This is a genomic window from Methylomonas sp. Uni0011 (genome assembly GCF_056850255.1).
On the sequence record NZ_JBVVNO010000001.1, the window covers coordinates 510674 to 534568 of the forward strand.

The 23895-nt window shown below is 54.7% G+C and carries 22 protein-coding genes; 9 read left to right on the top strand and 13 right to left on the bottom strand.

All coding sequences use genetic code 11. The features are described from left to right. Positions 1-91: 91 nt before the first annotated feature. Genes rsxG through rsxA form a run of 5 tightly spaced genes read right to left on the bottom strand, consistent with a single transcriptional unit; the run spans position 92 to position 4577 of the window. Positions 92-835 (bottom strand): electron transport complex subunit RsxG, encoded by a 744-nt coding sequence (rsxG, locus tag AC0IM9_RS02340; RefSeq protein WP_482802899.1) that lies wholly within the window; start codon positions 833-835, stop codon positions 92-94. Between the two features lie 8 nt (positions 836-843). Then, entirely contained in the window at positions 844-1905 is a 1062-nt protein-coding gene (locus AC0IM9_RS02345; protein ID WP_482802900.1) for an RnfABCDGE type electron transport complex subunit D, read from the bottom strand. Then, positions 1902-3440 carry an electron transport complex subunit RsxC gene (gene rsxC, locus AC0IM9_RS02350; RefSeq protein WP_482802901.1) on the bottom strand — a complete coding sequence of 513 codons (1539 nt, stop codon included), beginning with the start codon at positions 3438-3440 and terminating at the stop codon, positions 1902-1904. The genes AC0IM9_RS02345 and rsxC overlap by 4 nt, the downstream gene beginning before the upstream one ends. A gap of 11 nt (positions 3441-3451) precedes the next feature. Next, positions 3452-3985 (bottom strand): electron transport complex subunit RsxB, encoded by a 534-nt coding sequence (gene rsxB / locus AC0IM9_RS02355; protein ID WP_140912218.1) that lies wholly within the window; start codon positions 3983-3985, stop codon positions 3452-3454. Between the two features lie 10 nt (positions 3986-3995). After that, positions 3996-4577, bottom strand: coding sequence for an electron transport complex subunit RsxA (rsxA, locus tag AC0IM9_RS02360; protein ID WP_064023544.1), 582 nt, complete (start codon positions 4575-4577; stop codon positions 3996-3998). Between the two features lie 269 nt (positions 4578-4846). Here rsxA and nifL point away from each other — a divergent pair, with 269 nt between their 5' ends. From nifL to AC0IM9_RS02375, 3 genes are all read left to right on the top strand, one after another. Next, positions 4847-6484 (top strand): nitrogen fixation negative regulator NifL, encoded by a 1638-nt coding sequence (gene nifL / locus AC0IM9_RS02365; RefSeq protein ID WP_482802902.1) that lies wholly within the window; start codon positions 4847-4849, stop codon positions 6482-6484. Next, the gene (gene nifA, locus AC0IM9_RS02370) at positions 6477-8003 is read left to right on the top strand and encodes a nif-specific transcriptional activator NifA (RefSeq protein WP_140912220.1); all 1527 of its coding nucleotides are present in this window, start codon (positions 6477-6479) and stop codon (positions 8001-8003) included. Before nifL ends, nifA begins: the two co-directional genes overlap by 8 nt. Positions 8004-8323: 320 nt before the next feature. Beyond that, entirely contained in the window at positions 8324-9406 is a 1083-nt protein-coding gene (locus AC0IM9_RS02375) for an acyltransferase family protein (protein WP_140912221.1), read from the top strand. 32 nt (positions 9407-9438) lie between these two features. On the opposite strand, the gene AC0IM9_RS02380 is transcribed toward AC0IM9_RS02375, so the two are convergent. The 3 genes from AC0IM9_RS02380 to AC0IM9_RS02390 form a co-directional block, all read right to left on the bottom strand. Next, a complete protein-coding gene (locus tag AC0IM9_RS02380) occupies positions 9439-10038 on the bottom strand; it encodes a hypothetical protein (RefSeq protein WP_482802903.1) in 600 nt (199 codons plus the stop codon). A gap of 59 nt (positions 10039-10097) precedes the next feature. Beyond that, positions 10098-10433 carry a DUF1508 domain-containing protein gene (locus AC0IM9_RS02385; RefSeq protein ID WP_482802904.1) on the bottom strand — a complete coding sequence of 112 codons (336 nt, stop codon included), beginning with the start codon at positions 10431-10433 and terminating at the stop codon, positions 10098-10100. Positions 10434-10896: 463 nt separating this feature from the next. Continuing rightward, positions 10897-11532 carry a hypothetical protein gene (locus AC0IM9_RS02390; protein WP_482802905.1) on the bottom strand — a complete coding sequence of 212 codons (636 nt, stop codon included), beginning with the start codon at positions 11530-11532 and terminating at the stop codon, positions 10897-10899. 357 nt (positions 11533-11889) lie between these two features. On the opposite strand from AC0IM9_RS02390, the gene AC0IM9_RS02395 reads away from it, so the two are divergent. From AC0IM9_RS02395 to AC0IM9_RS02415, 5 genes are all read left to right on the top strand, one after another. After that, positions 11890-12585, top strand: coding sequence for a hypothetical protein (locus AC0IM9_RS02395; protein ID WP_482802906.1), 696 nt, complete (start codon positions 11890-11892; stop codon positions 12583-12585). Between the two features lie 116 nt (positions 12586-12701). Continuing rightward, positions 12702-13979, top strand: coding sequence for a DUF2130 domain-containing protein (locus tag AC0IM9_RS02400; RefSeq protein ID WP_482802907.1), 1278 nt, complete (start codon positions 12702-12704; stop codon positions 13977-13979). Positions 13980-14182: 203 nt separating this feature from the next. Further along, entirely contained in the window at positions 14183-15886 is a 1704-nt protein-coding gene (locus AC0IM9_RS02405) for an ATP-dependent nuclease (RefSeq protein WP_482802908.1), read from the top strand. 92 nt (positions 15887-15978) lie between these two features. Then, entirely contained in the window at positions 15979-16512 is a 534-nt protein-coding gene (locus AC0IM9_RS02410; protein WP_482802909.1) for an REP-associated tyrosine transposase, read from the top strand. Between the two features lie 491 nt (positions 16513-17003). Next, a complete protein-coding gene (locus AC0IM9_RS02415) occupies positions 17004-17549 on the top strand; it encodes a flavodoxin (RefSeq protein ID WP_482802910.1) in 546 nt (181 codons plus the stop codon). A 174-nt stretch (positions 17550-17723) separates the two neighbouring features. On the opposite strand, the gene AC0IM9_RS02420 is transcribed toward AC0IM9_RS02415, so the two are convergent. Then, on the bottom strand, positions 17724-19430 hold the full coding sequence (locus tag AC0IM9_RS02420) for an AAA family ATPase (RefSeq protein ID WP_256610498.1): 1707 nt from the start codon (positions 19428-19430) through the stop codon (positions 17724-17726). 3 nt (positions 19431-19433) lie between these two features. Next, the gene (locus AC0IM9_RS02425; protein WP_482802911.1) at positions 19434-20792 is read right to left on the bottom strand and encodes a (Fe-S)-binding protein; all 1359 of its coding nucleotides are present in this window, start codon (positions 20790-20792) and stop codon (positions 19434-19436) included. Between AC0IM9_RS02425 and AC0IM9_RS02430 the strand changes: the two genes are divergently transcribed. Further along, positions 20791-21399 (top strand): DUF6156 family protein, encoded by a 609-nt coding sequence (locus AC0IM9_RS02430; protein ID WP_482802912.1) that lies wholly within the window; start codon positions 20791-20793, stop codon positions 21397-21399. The genes AC0IM9_RS02425 and AC0IM9_RS02430 overlap by 2 nt on opposite strands. Before the next feature lie 150 nt (positions 21400-21549). Here the strand turns inward: AC0IM9_RS02430 and AC0IM9_RS02435 are convergent, their stop codons facing one another. The 3 genes from AC0IM9_RS02435 to AC0IM9_RS02445 all read right to left on the bottom strand — a co-directional run bounded on the left by AC0IM9_RS02435 (position 21550) and on the right by AC0IM9_RS02445 (position 23848). Next, a complete protein-coding gene (locus AC0IM9_RS02435) occupies positions 21550-21741 on the bottom strand; it encodes a hypothetical protein (RefSeq protein WP_482802913.1) in 192 nt (63 codons plus the stop codon). 183 nt (positions 21742-21924) lie between these two features. Continuing rightward, positions 21925-22305, bottom strand: a complete 381-nt coding sequence (locus AC0IM9_RS02440) for a NifB/NifX family molybdenum-iron cluster-binding protein (protein ID WP_482802914.1) — start codon at positions 22303-22305, stop codon at positions 21925-21927. A gap of 169 nt (positions 22306-22474) precedes the next feature. Continuing rightward, on the bottom strand, positions 22475-23848 hold the full coding sequence (locus AC0IM9_RS02445) for an autotransporter outer membrane beta-barrel domain-containing protein (RefSeq protein ID WP_482802915.1): 1374 nt from the start codon (positions 23846-23848) through the stop codon (positions 22475-22477). Between the last annotated feature and the right edge of the window lie 47 nt (positions 23849-23895).

A 23895-nucleotide genomic window follows, 5' to 3' on the forward strand; every position in this document is an offset into this window, starting at 1 on the left:
CAGCTATGCTCCCTTATAAAAACTTGGTTGCGATTCGTGCGCTATCGGCGGCGCCAACGCAGTCGCTGCTCAGTGAGCTTACTAACCGACGTTAACCGGCAGCCAGCAATTCCGCCTGGTGCGACTTGTAAAAGTCCAAACCGCGCTTGATGGCCTGCACCACTTTGCGCGGCGTGATCGTCGCGCCGCTGAATTGGTCGAACACGCCGCCGTCTTTCTTCACGGCCCATTGTTCGACGCTCAGGTTATCCAGCGATTTGCCGTTGAACCCTAACACCCATTTCGATTTGGTGACTTCGATCTTGTCGCCCAGACCCGGCGTTTCGACGTGAGAAATGACCCGTACGCCAAGAATTTCGCCGTTGCGGTCGACGCCCATCACCAGAGTAATCGGCCCGGCATAGCCGTCCGGCGCCACGAATTTGAAACATACCGCATTGACCATCCCGGCTTGCTTGGCTAAATACACCTCGATTTGCTCGCTTCCCAGATTGTTGTCGCGGGCATCCAGCATCACGCTGTCCTGCAGCAGATCGTTATCGTGCAATTCGGCCGGCACTACCTGGGCCAGATTGGCCTGCAAATCTTCGCGCAAGCGCAATTCAATCACGCCGCGGGTCGCCAGGTCGGCAACGCCCAACAGAATCGCAGCCAACAGCGCAAACCCGGCCAACACGCCGGCCTGAAATTTAACTTGCGGCCTTAATTGCTGCAAATTATCGGGTTCCAGCCAAACCGCCAGTTTTTGCCTGAACCAAGCCCAACGTTGCCGCGCCGATTCTAAAAATTCGCCGGCTTTGAGCCCGGTTTGAGGTTTTGCGGGTTCGGAACTCATGGCCGGCCTCAGGAGTTGGAAATATCGAGCGGTTTGCCGTTACGGTAACGGCCGTAGATCCGCGGACGGATGTAATGGTCGATCAACGGCGTCACTGCGTTCATCAACAAGATTGCAAAGCCGGTACCTTCCGGATAGCCGCCCCAGGTGCGGATCACGTAAATCAACATGCCGCAACCGGCACCGAAAATAATTTGGCCCAACGGCGTATTCGGCGAGGTCACGTAGTCGGTGGCGATAAAAAACGCCACTAACATCACCGCACCGGAATTCAAATGCACCCAGGGCCCCAGATAGTGCTGGCTATCCAGTAAATGAAACAGACTCGACAACAGAAAAATGCTCAGCAACAGCGATACCGGAATATGCCATTTGATTACGCCCTGCCGCATCAGCCAGATGCCGCCCGCCAAAAGTAGCAGCGAAGAGGTTTCGCCCAGACTGCCGCGTTCCCAGCCTAAAAAAGCCAGAAAACCGGAATAATCCAACAAACTGCCGGGCAACAACCGGCCTTGGGAGAATTCGGTTTTGACGTAACCCAAGGTGGTGGCGCCGGTCACGGCATCGGCATTTTGCAAACCGCCGAAGGTAATACCCAAACTATCGATCATCCCCGGACCCGCGAACAACGGCGACACGTTGGCCCAGGTCGTCATCTCGATCGGAAAAGAAATCAGTAAGGCCACCCGCGCCAGCATGGCCGGGTTGAACAGATTTTGGCCCAAGCCGCCGTAGACGTGCTTACCCAACACGATCGCGATGGCCGCACCGACCACGCCTATCCACCACGGCGCCCAGGGCGGCAAGGTCATGGCCACCAGCAAACCGGTGACGATGGCAGAACCGTCGCGCAAAAACGGCATGGCGGCAACGCCCTTCAGTTTCAAACTGAACGCTTCGAATAACAGTGCCGCGGCTACGGTCGTTGCCAGCAAGTAAAGGGCCGGCCAACCGAACAGAAATATGCCGCAGGCGATTGCCGGCGCCATGGCCTTAATCACCAGCCACATGATCTGGTCTACGCGGCGGGTCGCCGCAACGTGCGGCCCGCTGATCGGTTTGCTGCTCATGCGGTCTCCTCGGCGGCGACGCCCGGCGCGGATTTTTCGGTACCTTCGGCTTTAGCTTGCTGCGCCTGCTGCTGGGCGGCCAATCTGGCGGCACGGGCTTCGGCGGCGCGCTCGGCTTCGGCTTCGGCTTCCAAGCGAATGCGTTCCATCCGGTTGTTGCGGTCTTCGATCAAACGCTTGGTTTGCTCGGCTTTATGCTCGGCTTGTTGGCGCTTGACCAGTTCGCCGGACGCAAACTTGAAGTAGTGCACCAACGGAATGTTAGAGGGACAGACGTAAGAACAACTACCGCAACTGATGCAATCCTTCAGCCCCAAATCCACCGCCGCATCGAGTTGGTTAACCTTGATCCGGCTGGCCATCTCCAACGGCAACAAACCGACCGGACAGGCCGTCACGCAACTCGAGCACCGAATGCAAGGCTGCACTTCCGGCTCTTCGATATCGGCTTGCGACAATGCCAGAATTCCGTTGCAGGCCTTGACCACCGGCACCTCGGCGATCGGCAATGCGTCGCCCATCATCGGCCCGCCCATGACCAGCCGCGCCATTCTGGCTTTGTCCAAACCGCAATAGGCCAATACTTCCGACATCAGGGTACCGATCGGGACTTCGACATTCTGCGGCTGCGCGACCGCCGCGCCGGACACCGTCACCACCCGGCTAATCAAGGGCTGGCCCAAACAAACGGCTTTATAAACCGCGTACGCGGTGGCAACGTTATGCACTACGACGCCGATGTCGGTGGCGCGGCCGTCGGCAGGTATTTCCTGGCCGGTCAGATAGCGCAGCATTTGCCGATCCCAGCCCATCGGATAGCGGGTAGGCACTTGCGAGACGACGATATTGGCGAAGTCGCGGCTGGCCTCGCGCATCGCCGCAAAGGCTTCCGGCTTGTTGTCTTCGATCCCGACCAAGGCTTTGGGCGCATCCATCCCGCGCAACATCAGCCGGATGCCGGCCACTATTTCCGCCGCCCGCTCCTGCATCAAGCGGTCGTCGCAAGTCAGATAGGGTTCGCATTCGCCGGCGTTGATCAGCAGGGTATGGATTTTGTTCTTCCGGCCCAGACTCAGTTTCACCGCCGACGGGAATACCGCGCCGCCCAGACCGACCACGCCGGCCGCACCGACCCTCAGGCAAATTTCTTCCGGATCGAGCTGAAACGGGTCTTCTGCGACGTTCAACTCCGCCCATTGTTCGAGGCCGTCGCTTTCCAACACGACGGTGCGGATCGGCAAGGCCGACGGGTGCGGCGCCGGAAAGTCTTTGACATCGACAATGGTGCCGGAGGTTGGCGCATGTACCGGCGCCGAAATCGTGCCTTGGCTGTACGCCAGCAATTGGCCTTTCAACACTTTTTCACCGACCATGACCAACGGCTCGGCCGGCTTGCCCACATGCTGCTGCACCGGAATATACAGTTTCTTCGGCAACGGAAAATCGGTCGCAATCGGCAGCGCCGAGGTCTCGGTTTTGTGTTCTTCGGCGTGAATACCGCCGCGCAAACGGGGATTTTCGAACAATGCGAGCATAGGCTTCTCCGTCAGGCCGCCAGCGGTTTAGGCCAGCGCCAATTGCGCAGGGTCACTTCGATCGGATACATTTGCAAACATTCGGTTGGGCAGACTTCGACGCATTTTTTGCAACCGATACAGGCATCGGCAACCACGGCATGGATTTGTTTCGGCGCGCCGACGATCGCATCGGTCGGGCAGACTTTGAAGCAGCGGGTGCAGCCGGTGCAGGTTTCCTCGCTCACCCGGGCCACCATCGGCTCCTGGTCCTGGGTCTGGCTCAAATCGACTTCCACGCCCAGCAACTTGGCCAGTTGCTCCACCAGCGACGTCCCGCCCGGCGGGCACAAAGTCACCGGCGCCGCGCCCGATACCACCGCTTCAGCCGCCGGCCGGCAGCCCGGATAACCGCACTGTCCGCATTGCGAACCGGGCATCAACGCCTCCACTTTTTCGATCAGCGGATCGGCCTCTACTTTCAAATACTTTCCGGCAATCCCCAGCGCCAGCCCCAGTAACAGTCCCAGTGCAGTCAGAACAACGATGGCGGACAGTACGTACATAATGCGCCTCTTATTTAGTATAAAGACCCGCAAACCCCATAAATGCCAGCGATAAAATGCCGGCGGTAATAAAAGCGATAGGCGTCCCCGAAAAAAGCGCCGGTACTGCCATGAGCGCCAAGCGTTCACGCAGACCGGCGAAGAGCACCATCACCAGGGTAAAACCCATTGCCGAGCCAAAGCCGAACAGCAGGCTTTGCACGAAATCGTATTTCTCCTGGATGTTGAGCAAGGCCACACCCAGCACCGCGCAATTCGTCGTAATCAGCGGCAAGAAAATCCCCAGCACCTGGTACATGACCGGGCTGGTCTTATGAATCACCATTTCGGTAAATTGCACCACGGCGGCGATCACCAATATAAATCCCAGCACCCGCAAAAAGCCGATATCGAACGGTATCAGCAAGCGGTGTTCCAACACCCAGCTGGCGGCGGATGCCAGCGTCAACACGAAGGTGGTTGCCAAACCCATACCCAGTGCCGTGTCGAGCTTATTGGACACGCCCATGAACGGGCATAATCCGAGAAACTTGACCAGCACGACGTTATTGACCAACGCCGTACCCAATATCAGAAGTAAGTATTCGCTCATCGCCTTAAACCTGGTGTTTTGCAATGTAATCAGCATCAATTGTGCCAACGCTGCAAAGGCCCGTCAGCTCACCGTTTTAGTGCAAAAACCGCAAAATCGGCCCCACAAATTTCTGTGTCAAAAAACACAGAGGCAAAACAACCGGGTTTAAAATTGTCGCAAACCGCACAAATCGTCAGGATTTATCGAGCGTAGGCAGGCAAATTCGTATTTGGCGCCCAAATTGCATGTGTTTTGTGGACTTCATCAATCAGACGAGATCTATGCGCATGAGCAAATCGACTCCAGACTTTCTGCAAAGCCAGATCGATAGCGAAACCGCCGAACTGCTAACGGCCGCGCCCGGAAGCAGTCCGGCAGTAGCCGTTGCCAAAACGCCGAGCAAAACGCTGCCGTTTTCGTTGTTCGTTAAGGCCGTCGAGCAGGCGCCGGTGGCGATTTCGATTACCGACAAGAAAGCCAACATTCTTTATATCAACGACGCATTCACCGAAGTGACCGGCTATAACGCGGCGGAAATTCTCGGTAAAAACGAATCGCAACTGTCCGACAAGTCCACCCCCAGACAAATCTATTACGACTTGTGGCACACCATATCCCGTAAACAGGTCTGGCATGGGCAATTAGTCAACCGGCAAAAGATGGGACAACGTTATCTGGCCGATTTGACCATCGCACCGATGCTGGACGAAAGAGGTGCGATCAGCCATTACATCGGCATGCACCGCGACGTGACCCAGGCCCACTACGCCGAACAACAGGTCAACAACCAGAAGCAACTGATCGAATCGGTATTGAACGCTTCGCCGGTAGCGATGGCGGTGCTGGACAGCGACAAACGCGTAGTGCTGGACAACCAAATGTACAAGATGCTGATCAGCGAATTGGACAAAGACGAGCCCGCCCTGTTTTTTCTGGATGCTTTGGAGCAGGAAATGGGCGACTTGTGGGGCGCCGACATCAATCGCCACCAGGGTTTCGCCAACCGGGAAATCCGGATCGAAGGCAGCGGCTTGCGCGGGGCTCGCTGGTTTTCCTGCTCCGGCAACTGGTTCATCGAAAACGACGTCTGCGCCGACAGTTTTTTTGCCCGCCAATCCAAGGATTATTTGTTGTTGACGCTCAACGACATCACCACCTTGCGCCGGCAACAAGAAAAGTTGCAGATTCAGTCGTTACGGACTTTGCTTGCCGAAGAGGAACATATCCGCAGCATACGCGAGACCTTGCTGGGCGCGATGCACCAAATTCGCCAGCCCTTGAATCAAATCAATGCAGCGATTCAAATCATGGGCCAACGTAACGACGCCAGCAACGGCCCGTTACGCGAATTACTCGGCCAAGTGCAAAAAATGGGCGAAGAAACCCTGGAAACGCTGCAACGTTGCGTGCCGGAAATCCCGGAAGCGGCGGTGGTACCGGTCAATCTGAACCAACTGCTGCACGAAGTCATGCTGTTACACAGCAATAAATTCCTGGCCAACGGCGTCGTGGTCGACTGGCTGCCGAATCCGGTATTGCCCAATGTTCTCGGCTCCGAAAACAAATTGCGCATGCTGTTCAAACAACTGATCGATAACGCAGTGGATGCGATGAACCGCGCCGGCAGCCGCGAACGGCTGATCAAAATCACGACGGCGACCGACCGCGACTGGGTCAACGTCACTATTTCCGACAGCGGGCCGGGGATTCCGGCCAACCAGCGCAGCAAGGTGTTCGAGCCGTTTTTCACCACCTCGCAAAACCTGAAGAGCGCACAGGCCGGCATGGGTCTGGTGATGGTCAAGGAAATCGTCAATCAGCACAGCGGTATGATCGAAATCGATCCCGATTACCAAAACGGCTGCAGTTTCAAACTCGGCTTTCCCTGTCAAAAAAATTCCGCCATGGTGAGCATCCATGACTGAACGATTATTACTGGTCGAATCGGAGCTGGATACGCTCTACATGGTCAGCCAGTTGCTGAACAGCACCCACGAGTTACGCAGCAAACTCAAAGGCATCCTGGAGATTTTGCACAAACGTAGCGGCTTGCGCTTCGGCATGATCACCCTGCGCGACATCGAAGACGACAGCATGGGCATCTGCGAGATATACGGCGAAGGCATCGACCGCTCGGTACGTTACCAGCCCGGCGAAGGCCTGGTCGGGGCGATTTTGGATGAAGGCAGCACGATTGTAGTCGAACGCATCGCCGACGAACCGCGGTTCCTGAGCCGCTTGGGGCTTTACGATCCGGACCTGCCCTTCATCGGCTCGCCGCTGGCGGTGGAACAAGGCGAAGTGGTCGGGATTCTGGCCGCCCAACCCTGCGACGCCACGTTTCTGGGCGAACGCGCCCGCTTCATGGAAATGGTCGCCAACCTGATCGCGCATAGCGTCAACATGCTGCGGGTGATGGAACGCAAACAAAACGAGCTGTTGAATGAACGCGATTATCTGAAGCAGACCCTGGTCAAAAACTATCGCTTCGAAAACATCATCGGCCACTCCGAACCGATGTTGAAGGTGTTCGACATCATTCGTCAGGTGGCGAAATGGCATACCACGGTGCTGATCCGCGGCGAATCCGGCACCGGTAAGGAAGTGGTCGCCAGCTCGATCCATTTCAATTCCGCCTGCGCCAACGGCCCGTTTCTGAAGCTGAACTGCGCCGCGCTGCCCGACACCTTGCTGGAATCGGAATTGTTCGGCCATGAAAAAGGCGCCTTCAGTGGCGCGATCGGCCAACGCAAGGGCCGGTTCGAATTGGCCGACGGCGGCACGCTGTTTCTGGACGAAATCGGCGAAATCTCGGCGTCGTTCCAGGCCAAGCTGTTGCGAGTACTGCAGGAAGGCGAGTTCGAACGGGTCGGCGGCGTGCGCACGCTGAAAGTCAACGTCCGCATCATCGCCGCGACCAACCGCAACCTGGAGCAGGAAGTGGCCGACGGTAATTTCCGCGAGGACTTGTATTACCGGCTCAACGTCATGCCGATCAACATGCCGCCGTTGCGCGAGCGGATCGAGGACATCCCGGAACTGTCGGCCTTTTTATTGAACCGGATCTCCAAACAACAAGGCGGCCGGCCGCTGGAAATCAAGGAAAGTGCAATCCGCATCCTGATGAAACACGACTGGCCCGGCAACGTCCGCGAACTGGAAAACCGGCTGGAGCGCGCCGCAATCATGAGCGCCGACGGCACTATCGACCGCGACGTGATTGCCAGCACCGGCCTGGAAAACGAAATCGGCATCAGCCGCACCCCGCAATCGATCAAGCATATCGATCTGCACGACGAGAGTATGGACGAGCGGGAACGGGTGATTGCCGCGCTGGAGCAAAGCGGCTGGGTACAAGCCAAGGCGGCCCGCTTGCTGGACATGACGCCGCGGCAAATCGCTTACCGGATCCAAACCTTGAATATCAACGTCAAACAAATCTAAGCAGGCTCGAAAACCCGCAACAGCAGGCCGGCAGACTGCCGGCCCGAGCCTCCCCGCAGCCACAGCTTTCCTGCCGAAACCGGATACTCTCCGTGCGTATTCCCGATAGCAGCGGTTCGGCCTGACGAATCGATCACTCCCGGCAAGCTTGCCAGGGTTTGCCGAATACTAGCCGACGCACTGCCTTTGGCTACAGCATTCTCGTCCCCCTGCCCTTCTGCTATAGTCAGAAGCATCCGTTGAATTGGATTTGGCCCATAAAGCCAAACAATAGGCGGACCTGATCTTTAGAAAACCTAGTCGCAATTAATACAGAACTGATGAAGTGGCCCAATAACCCGTTCCAGATTACCCACGCCGACCATAATACGATCGTGTCAATGGAAGGCATTCGTGGCTTTGCGGTATTTTTGGTTTTTCTCGTGCATTACACGACGCTGGCAAAACCCTGGATCAATCCCGGCAGTTTCACTTACGCGGTTGCAGCCTATTTACAAAGCGTAGGCAATATCGGCGTCGACTTATTTTTCGTGTTGAGCGGCTTCCTGATTTACGGAATGCTGATTAAAAAAAGAAAGCCTTTATTAAACTATGTCAGGCGGAGAATTCAGAGAATTTACCCAACGTTTACCGCCGTATTTATTATTTATCTAGTGCTGTCGATAGTTTTTCCAAACGAATCCAAAATACCGTCCAGTCCGGTCCACGGTACGATTTACGTTATTAAAAACTACTTATTGTTGCCCGGCCTGTTCAACATCCAACCCATAATAACCGTTGCCTGGTCCTTAAGTTACGAATTTTTCTATTATTTAATCACGCCTTTAGTTATTTTTTGCTTCAATCTCAGATCTTGGCCCCACAAATTTCGGGTCCTGTTATTTTTGTTCGTCAGCGTTTTAATGTTCGTTTACTTCAGCCATTATCCCAGGCATATACGTCTGCTAATGTTTATTTCCGGGATACTGCTTTACGAAACGGTGAGCCACTATCCGCTGCGAAAGTCGCTATACCTGGGCCTACCGGCTCTGATTATGGCGCTCGGTTCCGTTGCGATCTTGCAAAAACTAAATATCGACGACTATTGGCGCTACCCGATTCTATTCGTTCTTTTTTATATTTTTTGCTTGGAATGTTTCAGCCCGCCTAATTTCAGCGCAAGGTTGTTTTCTTTGGACCCTATTCGCTGGCTGGGCAATATGAGTTATTCATACTATCTCATGCACGGGCTGGCGCTAAAATTCATATTCCTGATTGCCACGCGTACCTATCCGCCGATCAACGATCACGCCTGTTTATTTTGGGTATTTCTGCCGGCAGCGTTTTGCCTGACATTAGTGCCATCGGCTTTATTGTTCGTTTACGTCGAGAAACCCTATTCATTGAGTCCAAGGTCAGCCTGACGCCCGTCGATGACCCTCCGCTTTGATCCTGCTCAAACCGGTTCTTCGACCACTTTCCGGTAATTTTGCAGCATGGCGTAATACGGGTGTAAAGCGATCATCAACGCTCGGTAAAGCGTAAAAGCATCGGTCGGGTCTTTCTGTTTCAGCTCGGCGATTTCAGTCAGAAACCGGTACAGCATTTTGACGAAATTCTCGATCGTCATCGCCAGCCAGGCGTCGTTGGTGATCCATTTGTCGATAAACTCGTCCAACCGGGCGAAAGTCGTCTTCAACAACGGGTATGCGGTTTGAGTTTCCTTGAATTCCCGCAGCAGCATATAGTCCACGTACGCCCGCTCGGACGTCAGCCGCGGCCGATTGGTGATGCCGAGGTAGCTGGCTTTGTAATCGGCATAGGCAGCATCGTATCGATTGCAAAACTCGGTCTCGTTGTCTATCTCCAGCCAAGGTGCCAGCACGGCAGCCGTTTCGGCGAAGCAATCGCGTATCGCATTGCCTATTTTGTCGAGTTGCTCCACGAAGGCGGGTTTGGCCAATTCGCCCTTGATCAGCGTTTCAATTGCAGCCAACTCGCTTGCCGTGACGCAAACCGTGGCCAGTTCCTTGGTTAATTTAAGTTCTAGTGCCATTGTGCCGTTACCCGATTCCGCTATCTGAATAAAACCGATGCATGCCGCGCCCTGGCGCGTCAGGCGGTCAAATCGACGATTTCGGCAACGCAGGCGTTGTCTTTGACGGTGTGCAGCGCGTTATCGAACACCATGGCCGAACTGTATAAAACACTTTTGACGATGATGTCGCCCTTGGTATCTTTGATGACGAAGAATGTATCGCCCTCGGGCACCTTGCCGGCGGCGATCTGCTGGCTCATCAGCGAGCCGGTCCGGACTTCCTTAATCGCCTCCAGCGCTTCGTCCTTGTTGCCGTAATCGGCGCTCATCAGAATCAGCTCGCCTTTACCGTTCAGGAAATGAAAGAAATACTGGTTTTCGTCGTTGGTTTTCAGTTCGAAAGTCGCTGGCATGGGCTGCTCCAAAAGTTAAGGCTGGGATTAAACCGGTCGCCGGTCGAATTGCCGCCTTTGGCCTGCATACCGACGCTACAGAGCCTGTTGTCGGGAAACCAAAGCGGACTTGACTGACGCCACAAACCGGTCAGCAAGGCTTGTGCCAATAAAAACCATATTAAAATCAGAGACAAACATGGCATGGATCGACAATTGTCAGCTTTGCCACACGACATTGACGCCGTTCGTTAGCCGCCGTAACACGATGGCCAAACGAGTCGCGTTCGACGCGAGAGCGATATTGGGAGATCGAAAAGAGCAAAAGGCCGGGCAAAATTGCGGTGCAGACTGTTCCTTCAACTGGCCCTTACCAGCAGCAATCGCAAAGCCCAGAGTCTAATGTTGTTGGCAACATCCCCATTTGCGGCATATTCGGCGTCTGATTACGCCAGCTTAATCAGACGCCGCCAATTCGTGGACACTAACTGAAAAAATACGCCTGTAACGCTACCATGTCGTGGGCAGAGATGATCCGCTGCTGCCGACTGATATGCTCCTCCTTCAAGCCCGGAATATAAAACTGCCAAGCTTCCAATGCGCCCAGCTCGCTGGGAAGTATCGCATCTTTGATACCCATGCTACGCGCGCTCGGCGCCGGCCGGCCGCGGCTCATTTCGATACCGAGGTTTTGCTTATGCCGGTCGTCCCATTTTTTCTGGGGAGAGAATTTGCCCCAAAAGCCGGATGCTTCAACTTTTAGGGAAATCTCGATGTAGTTATCCAACGCATTCCAGTCTATCGGTACCGCCGACATGTAACGCACCATCGCACTCATATCGATTTTATTGAGCTTGGCTTGTTCGAAACGGCCGAGCGCGCCTTCACGGTCTTCTTTGAACGGCATCACCGACGACCACCACGGCGTAATACCGTATTTGGGATCGGCTTGCGCTTCGCCTTTGGTTAATTTGAACAATCTGAATCCGACCGGTAATTCCTCTACCCGGACCGTATTCTCGACAAATGCATCGTAATGCCCCTGCGGTATCGTCCAACCGTACCACTCCGACTTGCCTACTTTGAAATCGTAGATTGATAAATCGTCATTGACGCCCATAGTGATTCTCCTTGCTCGGACTTAGCCATTCCGCAGCCGCGCTATCCGTTTGAATCAGCCGGCCTAATCCGGCTCGCTATACGAAAGATGTTTTACAAAAAGATTCGTGCAATAACCGATCTAAAGCTACTGCGGAACTTGGTTGCCAATTCTAAGAGAGTCAAATCGATTTGCTTTGCGCCACGTCAACAAAGGCTTTGATATAGAAAGGAATTTGGCACTACATCGGCGGAAGGCTCGACCTCTAACGGCCATTGCCTTCTCATCCGACGTATAATCCTAACGCGCCGACTGATAGTCGGCCCGGACAAACTCGCGCAGCGGGTCAAAAACAAAAACCAAATAAGGACAGTCACCATGAGTAAAACCCTTGCCGCAACCCTACTCGCCACCAGCAGCTTACTTGGCGGATGTGTTGCCAGCGGAATTTATCAACCTCCGCAAGCCCCACAAACCCTGGAATATTCCCGCGAAGTCAATGCCAATTTCGACACCGCGTGGACCACAATAACCAACGTCGCCGGCGCTACTTTTTTCAGCATCAAGAACTTCGATAAAGGCAGCGGCTTGATGACATTGGAATACGACAATATTCGCGGCAACATCGGCGCCTACGTCAACTGCGGCGAGTTTGCCAGCAGCCAAGCGCCAAGTAAAACCTCGCACCCCAATCCCAAATCGGTCATCAACTATATGTCGATCAACGACATCGAGATGCACCTCAGCGGCCGGGCCAACGTGATGGCGCGGCCGGTATCGGACAGTAAAACCATGGTGCAAGTAAACAGCGAATATTTTCTGACCGTTACCAAACGCATCGGCGATAAGACCCACAAACTGGGCGAATGGCATTTCTCTTCGCGCGAACCGGACACCCAAACCGCCGATGTCAGTTACAAACCCACCCAGGTCACCTGCCAATCCTCCAACAAACTGGAAAACGATTTTCTGACCGAAGTCAGCGCCCGCCTGCCGGCCGGTAACGTCGGCACCAGCCAGCCGGCGCCGGATAGCGCCATCGCACCGGTTACAAAGAAAAAGCCGCGCAAATAAGCACCTCGGCTGGAGAGGCACCCGGTGCCTTGTCCAGCCGCATCGCAAGCTTCGGCGTTAGACGCAGCGCCGATTCGGCTTTATCATGCCCCCTCCGCCAATCCGCAAAATCGCCCATGACCGAAGCTACCATCACCTGCCCCAATTGCAGCACCGCCGTGCCGCTGACCGAATCACTGGCCGCGCCGCTGATCGCCGCCACCCGCAAGCAATTCGAAGCACAGCTCAAACAAAAAGACGCCGACATCGCCCAGCGCGAGCAAGGCCTGAAACAGCAACAACAGCAGTTGCAGGACGCCCAGCGCGAACTGGAAAACCAGGTCAAACAGCAGGTCGAAAAACAACTGCAGACCGAACGCCAGCGCGTCATCGAAGAAGAAAGCCGCAAGGCCAAACTGGCCGCCGCCGCCGAGTTGGAGCATAAAAACCGCGAACTGGCCGACTTGACCGAAGTATTGAAAGTCCGCGACGCCAAACTCGCCGAAGCCCAGCAAGCCCAGGCCGAACTGATCAAAAAACAACGCGAACTCGACGACGCCAAGCGCGAACTGGAACTGACCGTGGAAAAACGGGTGCAGGACAACCTGGCGCAAGTCCGCGATCAGGCCAAACGCGAAGCCGAGGAAGGATTGAAACTGCGGGTACTGGAAAAAGACCAGACCATCGCCGCGATGCAGCAAAAAATCGAGGAACTCAAACAAAAAGCCGAGCAAGGCTCGCAGCAACTGCAAGGCGAAGTCCAGGAGTTGGAGCTGGAAAACCTGTTGCGTGCCAAGTTCCCGTTCGACAGCATCGAACCGGTCGCCAAAGGCGAATTCGGCGGCGACGTGTTACAGCGCGTCGCCGGCCCTTCGGGCACCCCAGCCGGCAGCATCTTGTGGGAATCCAAACGCACCAAAAACTGGAGCGACGGCTGGCTGGTGAAACTGCGCGAAGACCAGCGCGCCGCCAAGGCCGAACTGGCCGTCATCGTCAGCCAGGCCTTGCCCAAAGACGTGGAAACCTTCGACGTCATCGACGGCGTCTGGGTCACCGGCCCGCGCGCCGCACTGCCGGTCGCGACCATCTTACGCCACACCCTGCTGGAAATCGGCTTGGCCCGCCTAGCCGCCGAAGGTCAGCACGGCAAGACCGAAATGGTCTACCAATACCTGACCGGCCCGCGTTTTCGGCAACGGGTCGAAGCCATCGTCGAAGCCTTCTCGACCATGCAGGAAGACCTGGACAAGGAACGCAAAGCCATCCTGAAACAATGGGCCAAACGCGAAGCCCAAATCGAGCGGGTCATGCACGCCACGGTCGGCATGTACGGCGATTTGCAAGGGATTGCCGGCAAGTCGTTACAGGAGATCGAGGGCTTGGAAATGCGGGCGTTGGGGGTGGATGAGGATTAACTGGCTGTTCGGTCTGCTCCAGGCTGATGGCGCTGGGTTGCTCTGCTCTGGTTCCCAAGCTCCGGCTTGGGAACCCCGGTCTTGGAAACTCCAGCTTCCAGTCTGGAAAGGGATAGGAAGCTAGAGCTTCCGAGATGGTGTTCCCAAACTGGAGTTTGGGAACTAGTGATATTAGCTTTTATTGTTAAAGGAAGTAATGACGCATGAAATTAAAAGAACTTAGGATTAAAAATTTTCGTGGCTTAGGCGGAGAAAAGAATGTAATCAATTTTGATAATGGCAATATTATATTTCTAATAGGTCAAAATAATGTTGGAAAATCATCCTTCCTAAATGCTTATGAGTTTTTTGTCGCTCCCAAAAAAACTGCTAATAAAGAAGATTTCTTTAATTATGACACATCAAATAGAATAGAAATTGAAGGGGATTTTGTATTAGAGGACAGCGATCAAGATAATGGGGATTTCAACAGAGAGCCAGACTGGGTAAGCAAATGGGTTCAAGATGGGGCTGAAATTATTACCATAAAAAAGGTCTGGAATGAAATAGGAAAGGATTTTGAAAAGTTTACCAAAGATAAAAATGGAGACTTTATAAAGGATGGCTTTGGAGGACTCAGTACGTTATTTACAAAATACTCCCCAACTCCTATTTTCATAAATGCAGTTGAAACAGCAGAGTCATTAGAAAAGAAAGTTAACGAAATCATTGACAAAGAACATCTAAAAAAAATTCAACAAGAACATAAAGATGACTATGATAATGCAATAAATGCCATAACAAATATTCAAGAAAAAATAACCTCTTCGGACTCAATAGAGGCATACAATAAAAATATTAACTCATCATTTCGAAAAATATTCCCAGAGCTTTCTCTTAAAATTTCCATAAAAGAAGAAACATCAGCAGCTGATGTTGTAAAAGCTTTCAAAACAAATCATTCAATCGATGTTAAAAAGGATGGCATTGATAGAAAAGAAACATTCGATCAACATGGCCATGGCGTCATTAGGCAAGCGTTATTCAATTTTTTTGCTTTTCTAAAAAGCCAAGCCGAAACTAACCGAAAAGAATATTTATTACTATTTGAAGAACCTGAATTATTTTTGCATCCAAAATCAACATCTTTGTTAAGGGAAGAGTTGTATAGACTGTCTGAAAACAGCCAATTCCAAATTTTGTGTGCAACACATAGCCCACAAATGATAGACATATCAAAGCCACATAGCTCTCTAGTGCGAATTACAAAAAATAGCGACGAATCAACAGAAACGCATCAAGTAGGACATAATATATTTATGGATAAAATCAATAAAGAGTTTGTCCAGATGATAAACAGATTTAATCCAAATGTATGCGAAACGTTCTATACAAATAATGTCATTATTGTGGAGGGCGATACTGAAGCGGTTATTTTTAGAGAGCTAATAAAATTAAATCACCCGGAATCAGATTGCTTTGTATTGAATTCAGGGTCAAAAAATAATATTCCATTTTTTCAGCGCATACTAAATCACTTTAGAATACCTTATGTAGTAGTTCATGATAGCGACACTCGATATATTTACACGGATAAAGAGCGTACAATCCCAAAAAACAACACCAATGGCGAGCAAGCAAAAAACTCGGCATGGGCTATCAATGAAAACATCTGGAACGAAATAGAAAGTGCAAAATCACTAGGAAATGATGCAAAAAGAATTGTATCAGTATATGACTTTGAATCTCAAAGTGGATACGTTTACGATAGTGATCTAGGTAAGCCACTATCTGCATATAAATTTGCAATTACCAACAATACAAAAACTGACAATTATGCAGTATCAACTCTCCGTTCAATAGTTAATAACAGTTTTTCTAAAGAATGGACCCAAGAACAAGTTGAAGAAATAAATGAACCTATTTAGCGTTACTAGTTTCTGCTAGTTCCCAAGCTCCAGCTTGGGAACCTCAACCCTCGAAAGCTCCAGCTTCCGTTCCACCTACCACACCCTAGCCCATGACCCGCAGCCGCTACCGAGTCCTCCAAAATCCCAGCCCGCATTTTCTGACCGCGACGATCAACCATTGGCTGCCGCTGTTTACCCGGCCGGCAACCGTCAATATCGTGCTGGATTCCTGGCGGTTTTTGCAGCGCGACAGCGGGTTTAAGCTGCACGGTTATGTGATCCTGGAAAACCACTTGCACCTGATTGCCGCGTCGCCGGATTTGAGCCGGGACATTCAACGTTTCAAGGCTTATACCGCAAAGCAAATCATTGCCTATCTGCAGCAAAGCAGCTCGGGGCGGGTGTTGGAGCTATTGGCGTTGCTGAAGCGGCCGCATAAGATCGAAAGCGAGTATCAGGTCTGGAAGGAAGGCAGTCATCCGCAGTTGATCGCAGGCGAGGAGGTGATGCGGCAGAAGCTGGATTACATCCACCGCAATCCGGTGGAGCGGGGTTATGTGGATTTGCCGGAGCATTGGCGTTATTCCAGCGCGCGAAATTATGCTGGGCTGGAAGGTTTGATCGAAGTGGTTCGGGACTGGTGATTTGCTCGGGAAGCTGGAGCATCCTGGCGGTGGCTTCCCAAGCTGGAGCTCTCATCGTTATACACATCTTTGTTTGGTAAACGTCATTCCGGCAGGGATTGCCGGAATCCAGGCTGCAAGGATCGCTTGAAGCTGCCGTCCATGCCACTGGATGCCCGCGTCCTGCGGGCATGACGGCACTTGTGTATAAGGATGAGAGCTGGAGCTTGGGAACCAGAGGTTAACGCTTCTCCGAGCTGTTTGTCGCAAACTCATCCCCCTGTCGGCCGGATTGTCGGCAAAATCACCAAGCGCAAGCCCGCAAGGCCCAGATCACTCGGCTGCTTTTTGAAGGCCGGCAGCGAATCGGCATTAACAGAACCGGCCGAATTTCAACGCTTGCCGGTATCCGGAAAGCTTTCCCGCGGCCGGCGAGCATCGCCGCCGTTCCAAAACAGCGAGTGGTTTACATTTTGCTTCGTTAAATGGACACCGTAATCCGAGGTTGAACCATGAACAAAATTGGCATTTTCTACGGAACCGAAGAAGGTATGACCGAAATGATGGCTCAAGTCATTTATCGCGTGCTGGGCGACGATATCGCCAGCGAACCGATCAACGTGAATCGGGCGTCGGTCGCCCAGCTGTTAAGCTATAAAGCCTTAATTCTGGGGATGCCCAGCTACGGGGTCGGCGAAATTCCCGGCCGCACCACCGGTAGCGAAGAAGGCAACTGGGAAGAATTTTTGTTCCGGCTGGACGAAGCCGATCTGTCCGGCAAGCGTATCGCCTTGTTCGGCTTGGGCAATCAGGAAAAATACTTTGATCGCTTCGCCGGTTCCTTGATTCATTTGTACCACTACGTGGCCGGCTACGGCGCCGAGGTGGTCGGCGCCTGGAGCACGGCCGGCTATCACTTTACCCATTCCAACTCGGTGGTGGACGGCAAATTTGTCGGCTTGGTTCTGGACCACCACAATCAACCCGAGATGACGAAATCGCGGATTCTGGATTGGCTGGATCAAATCAAACCGGCGCTGCTGGAGAAGCTGAATTAGTAATTCTTCTATTGAATAGCCTTTCGCTTTTATGCCCTTGGACTCTGAACCTGCCTAAGGGCGCACTCAATAAGGCTTTAAGCAGCGGGCCGGCGGCCAGCAGGTAGTCAAGCGACGCGCCGCTGCGAAAAGGCACGACGCTCTATCAACGCTGGCGAGTAAGCTAAACCGTAATTAAGCCGCCTGATCCACCAACTCCAAACCCCTAAACACCGAACAACGGATAAACACGTCCAGTGTCGGTGCCAGTTGTTTTTGCAGGCAGAACTTGGCGACCAGTTTGGTCAGGCCCTTGATGTCGCGGCCGGAGGCGCCGGGGAACAGGTCCACCAGTTGTTCGATCAATTCGTCCGCGACCGGCAACGCGAACTGTTCGGTCATCACTTTCCAGATTTTGCGGCGGTCGGCGCTGTTCGGCGAGTGGTAGCGGATCATCGCGATGCAGCGGGAGATGATGGCTTCGTCGATGTCGTCGACTCGATTGGTGGTCAGGAACAGCAGGCCGTTGAAGTATTCCAGCACCCGCAGGAACACGCCAACCACGGCGTTGGAGGCCAGATTGTCGGCGCGCTTCTTGATGTAAACGTCGGCCTCGTCGATCAGCATCACCGCGCCCCAGCGCTGGGCGCGAATCAGGGTTTCCTTCAGGGTTTTCTCCATTTCGGCGACGTTCAAACCGAGCTGGCCGGAATGTACCCGGTACAGCGGCCGCTTGATGATCTCCGAATAGACCTCGGCAGTCAGCGTCTTGCCGACGCCGGCCGGTCCGGCGCATAGCACCGTGGTGCCGCCGGATTTGCCTTCGACGATGTCGTCCATCAGCATGTCCATTTCGGCGGTGAGGATGTCGATCAAATCGGTCTGCTCGGGCGGCAGAATCAGCTTTTGCTTCAGTTCCGGCTGGTAGACGTAGGGCTGTATGTCGTCGACGTGGACCCAAACGTGGTGGTGCAATTCCAGATGAAACAGCAGGATGTAGCCGTGTACCGGCAATTCGGTGAACAAGCCCTTGCCGACCTCGGCCTTGGCTTTTTCCATCTGGCTCTCGGTTTTGCTGTCGTAGCGCATGCTTTTGCCGGCCTTGCGCAGATAGGTGCCGAAAATGTCGCCGGAGGCCTCCAAAGTCAGCGCCCGGTCGCTGAGAATGTTTTCGTCGTTAACCAAGCGACAGGCGCCGCCGCCGGACGACAGCACCACGGTATTCTTGCGGGTCCAGTCGTTGCTGCGGTGGCTGGCAGTCGGATCTTCGGCGTAGATGCCGGTGCCCCAGCCGGAGAATTGCTCGCCGTAACGGCCGCGCCAGTCGAAATAACGGCCGGCGGCTTCGTCGTAGCTGGCAATCAAATCGGCGGTTTCCTTTAAATAGCCCTTGCCGGCGAAGATTTCCGGGATGGTTTTATGGTCCAGGTCCTTACCGCGGATGATCAGGGTTTCGATCGCGATCTTGCCCTTGCTGTTGGCTTTTAACTCGATCAGGATGCGGCCGGCTTCTTCCTCGCCGGGCGGCGTGTAATCGACCCGGGTGATCAAATAGGCCAGCGTTCTACCGCCATGCTCGACATGAAACAACCAGCCGCGAATCGCGCCGTCCAGCAAGTAGCTGGCGATGTCGGGCAGCAGTTTTTCCAGATCGTCCGGGCCGTAGCGGCGCTGGTCGTCGCTCAAGGCCTGCTGTAAGGCGGTCAGCAGTGCGGCTTGTTGTTGCAGGCTCTCGCCTTGCTGGGCGTAAATGCCGGCCAAGGTTGCCATCTCGGCGCTGCTGAGTTGGTCGTAAAACACCTGTGCCTTGCTGCCGAAGCGCAATTGCTCGCTCAGTCCGTTCAAGCGCGGGTGAGCGGCCAACAGTTGCTGCAAGTGCGGTTTTTCGATAGATAATTTCATGCATCACTCCTGTGACGGTAAGGCAAGACAAAGTAATTCGGATAAATGCAGCGGCTTGCTGAAACCGCCGCCGACGATTTGTTCGCGGCAGGAAAAACCGCTGCCGACCAGCAGCGCGTCCGGCTCGGCGCGTAGTGCCGGGAACAAGGCCAGTTCGGCCATCGCCTGGGCGTCGGCGTAATGCTCGGCTTCGACGCCGAAGTTGCCGGCCATGCCGCAGCAGGACGCTTCGATCAATTCGAACGACAACTCGGGGATTTGCTTCAGAATTTTGCGGACCGATTTGATCGAGCCGACCGCTTTTTGGTGGCAATGGCCGTGCAGCAGCACGCGGGATGGGTCCGGAATGGCTTGAAAGGCCAAAGTCCAGCGCTTGGTGCTTTGTTCGCGGACGATGAATTCTTCCAGCAGCACGACTTTTTCGGCTAATTTCCGCGCCGATTCGCCCAGATCCAGTTTCAGGTACTCGTCGCGCAGACTGAGGATGCAGGACGGTTCCAGGCCGACGATGCTGCGGCCGGCATCGATGTGCTCGCCTAACGCGGCCATCATCCGGCGCGCCTCAAAGCGGGCTTGTTCGAGCATACCGTTGGAGAAATAAGTGCGGCCGCAACACAGCGGCCGCTGGTCTTTATCGTCGGCTGACGGCGTCGCGACGTGGACGTGGTAACCGGCCGCGCTTAACAGCTTTTTCGCTGCCTCGGCCGAGGCCGGATTGAAGTAGTAATTGAAAGTGTCGACCAGCAATACCACTTGCCGGTCGCTCAATTCCGGGTGCAGAGCCAGGCTGGTTTGTAGTGGCACATGGAATGGCTGCTCGGCCGGCAGCGGCAGTTCGGCCTTGGCGCTGATGCCCAAGCCGATTTGGGCCAGTTTGGCCAGCAGCGGCGAGCGGTTGCGCCAACCAATCAAACGCCGCAGCAGCGGGAATTCGAGCAAGCGCGGCAAATGACCCCACAATTTGCGGCGCAACGGCAACCCGCGCCGGGCGGCTTGTTGGGCCAGGAATTCGGCCTTGATCGCCGCCATATCCACTTCGTTTTCGCATTCGCGCTTGCAACCCTTGCAAGCCACGCACAAGTCCATTGCGGCAACCAAGGCCGGATCGAACAAGGCCTCAGGATTATCGGCGTTCAGCGCGGCTTTCAATAACTTGACGCGGCCGCCCGGCGACAAATCCGGATTGGCGCTGACCCGAAAACTCGGACACATCACGCCCTTGTCGGCCTGCTGCTGGCATTGCTTGCTGCCGATGCACACCGCCACCGCCTTGGCGAAATCGGCGCCGTGCTTGGGAATGTCGGCGTAGGCGTCGCCCATGCCGGCGTTGCGGTAAGACGACCAGTCGAGAAACAGTTTCATGAAGGCTGAGCAAGTTAAAACTTCGCTCAAGCAAAATCGGCGCCAGCACCGGTTGAATCCGGCGTGGCAGCGGAAATCGGCACTGACGCCGATGCTACCGCCGCGCGTGTCGGCGAGCGCCCGGTTTTCGGTAGCGAAGCCCGAATGTCGCAAATCCGACAAAGCCTACCGTCGCCGCAGCATTTACCACAGCAAATACGCGATTAATCGGCAGCAACCCGGAGAATTCGGCGGCGGATATTCCGGCACAATAATTGCGGAAATGTGGCTTTTGGTTTGTGAGGAACGAAACGTGGAATTGGATAACTGTGTTTGCCGCTATTTCATCAGCTATAGCGGGGTCAAATTACCGCTGAAACCGGTCAACGAACTGCCCGATGAAAGCCATCTGGAAAACCGCAACACTTACTTCCGCGGCTTTTTCGACACCGACCAACGCCTGCTATTATTGGAAAAACTGGTCTATGGCGATATCGAACTGCGCCATCGTTACCGCTACCACCCCAACGGCGTTTTGGCCGACGCCGAAATTACCGATGCGGACGGCGAGATCGCGGTATTGCGCTTCGACCAGAACGGTACTGCGATGGAAGACCAATCGGCTTAACCGGATTTTACCCACGCCGGACAAGGACTGCTTCAGTCCCCCGCACCATTCTGATTAACCCGGCCCTTAAATACCGTCCGCCTTTGTCCCCCGGAGGGTAGCAACGGAATACCAGTAAGAATTAGGGCCAGGCTAACAAAAGCTTGACGATCAATGCCGATCCAGTTCTTTAGGCTGGTCGGCACCGTCGAGCGCCTTTTCAATTAACGCAACGCTACCGCGTACCAACAACGCGAACAAGACTGCCGGCACAACAAAATCTATCGGTAAAATGCCCGCCAAACCGGCCGTAGCCAGTGCCGCGATCGTCAAACCGAAACTTCCGGTATTAGCGATTTTCATGTTGCCTCCCAGACCGTGATTCGGTCGTAATGAAAATACGCTTTCACTATACCGGTGCATTACAAATCGACAATACACGCTACGTTCAATTGATTGTTTTGATTAATAAAACAGTGCAAAAGGTAAGTGTATTACCCAAGCCAACGCGAACGGCGTCAGGCCGGCAATGCTAACTATCGGTGATCAGGGATGGCCGTTCAGGCATTGCTGTTCGTCGTGCGGCAGACCGGCGGCGAGCGTTCCGGCCAGATAGGCCGCGATCTCTTGCAGCGGCGAGGTTTCGCGGGTGGTGAGCAGTTCGGTATTGCGTTCCGCCAAGCGGCGAATCACGCCGTCGCCGGCCGACGCCGCGATCGCCACATCCACATCATGCAGCGGATGCCGGTTGCCGTCGCCGCGCACGTGCCATTCGTGCAGGCCGCCGAATTCGGTCAAATCCAGCGTCCAGGCCAGTTCCACCCCGGACTCGGAAGCGACGTAGACCCGCCAATTCGCCGCGCGGCCGGCGTGTGCCGCAATCGTACCGTCTTGATTCACTGCCACCGCAATAATTTTCTGTGTCATCGTGCGCTCACCCCTACCAAGAAAAATCCGCCACTCTCCGAACGCCCGGTTGCGGGCGCCAACGGAAAAACCAGCCGCAGATTACCGATTTAACCGCACATAAGGCAAGGAAATAGTGCTCGAAGCGGAACTGAATTTCAGCAAAGCACCAGGCCTGTGTCCCGTTTGGCTACAAGCCCAGGCGAATGCCGATGGTCCCGATGTAATTGTCGAAATAGGCGTGGCCGAGCAAAGCGTCGAAATTGGCGTAAGCCTGCCAGCCGTTGGGCATTACCGCGACCAGGCCGCCGCCGACATGGAAAAAGTCCCGGTCGGGCCGGTCGGTTTGGAAGCCGAACGTGGTCGGCAGCGCGCGGAAATCTTGAGCGAATTGCACGTAAATCGTGCGCTGGCCGTTGTCGTATTCGTGGGTCCAATCGGCGTTGACCTGCGGCACCAATACACCCCACGAGGTACTGATTGCATACGATGCCTGGGCGCCGACGCTGGATTGCACCGAGGTCAGCCGGTCCGCCAGATAGCGCAGTTCCAGGCCGGAGCTACCCTGCTCGCTATACGCGTCCATCGCCGCGTGGCGGTAGCGGACCGTGGCGCGGGGACCGAGAGTCAAACCGCCTAGCGTCAAGTCGTAGCCGGTAGACAGATTGCCCTCGAATTGGTCGGCACCGGGCGTGCCGCTGATCGCACCGCCGAAATTGGTGTTGTCTTCGCGCAAGTAATCGCGGCGATTGGCGTTGCTGCCGTCTTTGCGCAGGTATTGAAATGACAGGTCGGCGAAAAAGCCTTGCCAGGGAAACAAGGAGGCGAACAAGGTCGGCCCGTAGGAGTCGGTGTCGAAGCCGCCACCGTTAAGCTGGTCGCCGTGCCAGCGCGAGTAATTGACCGCCAACCCGGCCACGGCCCAGTCGGTCGGCATGGTGTCGAGACCCAGGCTGAAGCCGGCCTCGTTGGAGACATATCCCCGCTCCAATTCGGTTTGGCGCCGATCCAATGCTCGGTAATCGGCGTTGAAAAACAGATTCACGCCCGGTAACAAGGCCATCTCGCCGTCCCCGGCGGCACCGCCCTTGGCGACATCCTGGCCGGCGTCCGCTTGGCCGCGGCGTTTTTTCAGGACGAGATCGGCTTGGCCGAGGGCGGAAAACGCCGCGCCGGCAGCCGAACTTCCCGCCGCGCCGCCACCGGGCGCACCGCCTGGCGGCGGCGGATTCCCGGCCGGGATGGTGCCGCATAAACTGGCCAATTGCGGACCGAAATTCAACGGCTGCTGACCGCCGCCGGTCTGGCGCGGCGAACTGCCCACCAATTGCGCGCAACCGAGTTGGTTGCCGTCCTTGGCCAGCAGCGCGCGAATCTGTTGATCCAACGACGCGGCGTCAGCCGGGATGGTGGCGACCGCCAACAGCCCAACGGCGGCCAACCGATACGGATTTTTCAATAGTGGAGATTCATCGGCGCGGCAAACAGCCGCCGAACCGTTGAAGGCAATCGACCGCATATCGACGCGTACAGTCGGTTGCGACATCAGTTTGGAATGCTTCATCTGGTCTGACTTTCCGGGTTGCAAGGGTTAGGCCCAGCCGAATACGC

Bases quoted from the DNA above. Each gene is read 5' to 3' on its own strand.
- rsxG (WP_482802899.1), bottom strand. From the start codon at position 835: ATGAGTTCCGAACCCGCAAAACCTCAAACCGGGCTCAAAGCCGGCGAA.
- AC0IM9_RS02345 (WP_482802900.1), bottom strand. From the start codon at position 1,905: ATGAGCAGCAAACCGATCAGCGGGCCGCACGTTGCGGCGACCCGCCGC.
- rsxC (WP_482802901.1), bottom strand. From the start codon at position 3,440: ATGCTCGCATTGTTCGAAAATCCCCGTTTGCGCGGCGGTATTCACGCC.
- rsxB (WP_140912218.1), bottom strand. From the start codon at position 3,985: ATGTACGTACTGTCCGCCATCGTTGTTCTGACTGCACTGGGACTGTTA.
- rsxA (WP_064023544.1), bottom strand. From the start codon at position 4,577: ATGAGCGAATACTTACTTCTGATATTGGGTACGGCGTTGGTCAATAAC.
- nifL (WP_482802902.1), top strand. From the start codon at position 4,847: ATGAGCAAATCGACTCCAGACTTTCTGCAAAGCCAGATCGATAGCGAA.
- nifA (WP_140912220.1), top strand. From the start codon at position 6,477: ATGACTGAACGATTATTACTGGTCGAATCGGAGCTGGATACGCTCTAC.
- AC0IM9_RS02375 (WP_140912221.1), top strand. From the start codon at position 8,324: ATGAAGTGGCCCAATAACCCGTTCCAGATTACCCACGCCGACCATAAT.
- AC0IM9_RS02380 (WP_482802903.1), bottom strand. From the start codon at position 10,038: ATGGCACTAGAACTTAAATTAACCAAGGAACTGGCCACGGTTTGCGTC.
- AC0IM9_RS02385 (WP_482802904.1), bottom strand. From the start codon at position 10,433: ATGCCAGCGACTTTCGAACTGAAAACCAACGACGAAAACCAGTATTTC.
- AC0IM9_RS02390 (WP_482802905.1), bottom strand. From the start codon at position 11,532: ATGGGCGTCAATGACGATTTATCAATCTACGATTTCAAAGTAGGCAAG.
- AC0IM9_RS02395 (WP_482802906.1), top strand. From the start codon at position 11,890: ATGAGTAAAACCCTTGCCGCAACCCTACTCGCCACCAGCAGCTTACTT.
- AC0IM9_RS02400 (WP_482802907.1), top strand. From the start codon at position 12,702: ATGACCGAAGCTACCATCACCTGCCCCAATTGCAGCACCGCCGTGCCG.
- AC0IM9_RS02405 (WP_482802908.1), top strand. From the start codon at position 14,183: ATGAAATTAAAAGAACTTAGGATTAAAAATTTTCGTGGCTTAGGCGGA.
- AC0IM9_RS02410 (WP_482802909.1), top strand. From the start codon at position 15,979: ATGACCCGCAGCCGCTACCGAGTCCTCCAAAATCCCAGCCCGCATTTT.
- AC0IM9_RS02415 (WP_482802910.1), top strand. From the start codon at position 17,004: ATGAACAAAATTGGCATTTTCTACGGAACCGAAGAAGGTATGACCGAA.
- AC0IM9_RS02420 (WP_256610498.1), bottom strand. From the start codon at position 19,430: ATGAAATTATCTATCGAAAAACCGCACTTGCAGCAACTGTTGGCCGCT.
- AC0IM9_RS02430 (WP_482802912.1), top strand. From the start codon at position 20,791: ATGAAGGCTGAGCAAGTTAAAACTTCGCTCAAGCAAAATCGGCGCCAG.
- AC0IM9_RS02425 (WP_482802911.1), bottom strand. From the start codon at position 20,792: ATGAAACTGTTTCTCGACTGGTCGTCTTACCGCAACGCCGGCATGGGC.
- AC0IM9_RS02435 (WP_482802913.1), bottom strand. From the start codon at position 21,741: ATGAAAATCGCTAATACCGGAAGTTTCGGTTTGACGATCGCGGCACTG.
- AC0IM9_RS02440 (WP_482802914.1), bottom strand. From the start codon at position 22,305: ATGACACAGAAAATTATTGCGGTGGCAGTGAATCAAGACGGTACGATT.
- AC0IM9_RS02445 (WP_482802915.1), bottom strand. From the start codon at position 23,848: ATGAAGCATTCCAAACTGATGTCGCAACCGACTGTACGCGTCGATATG.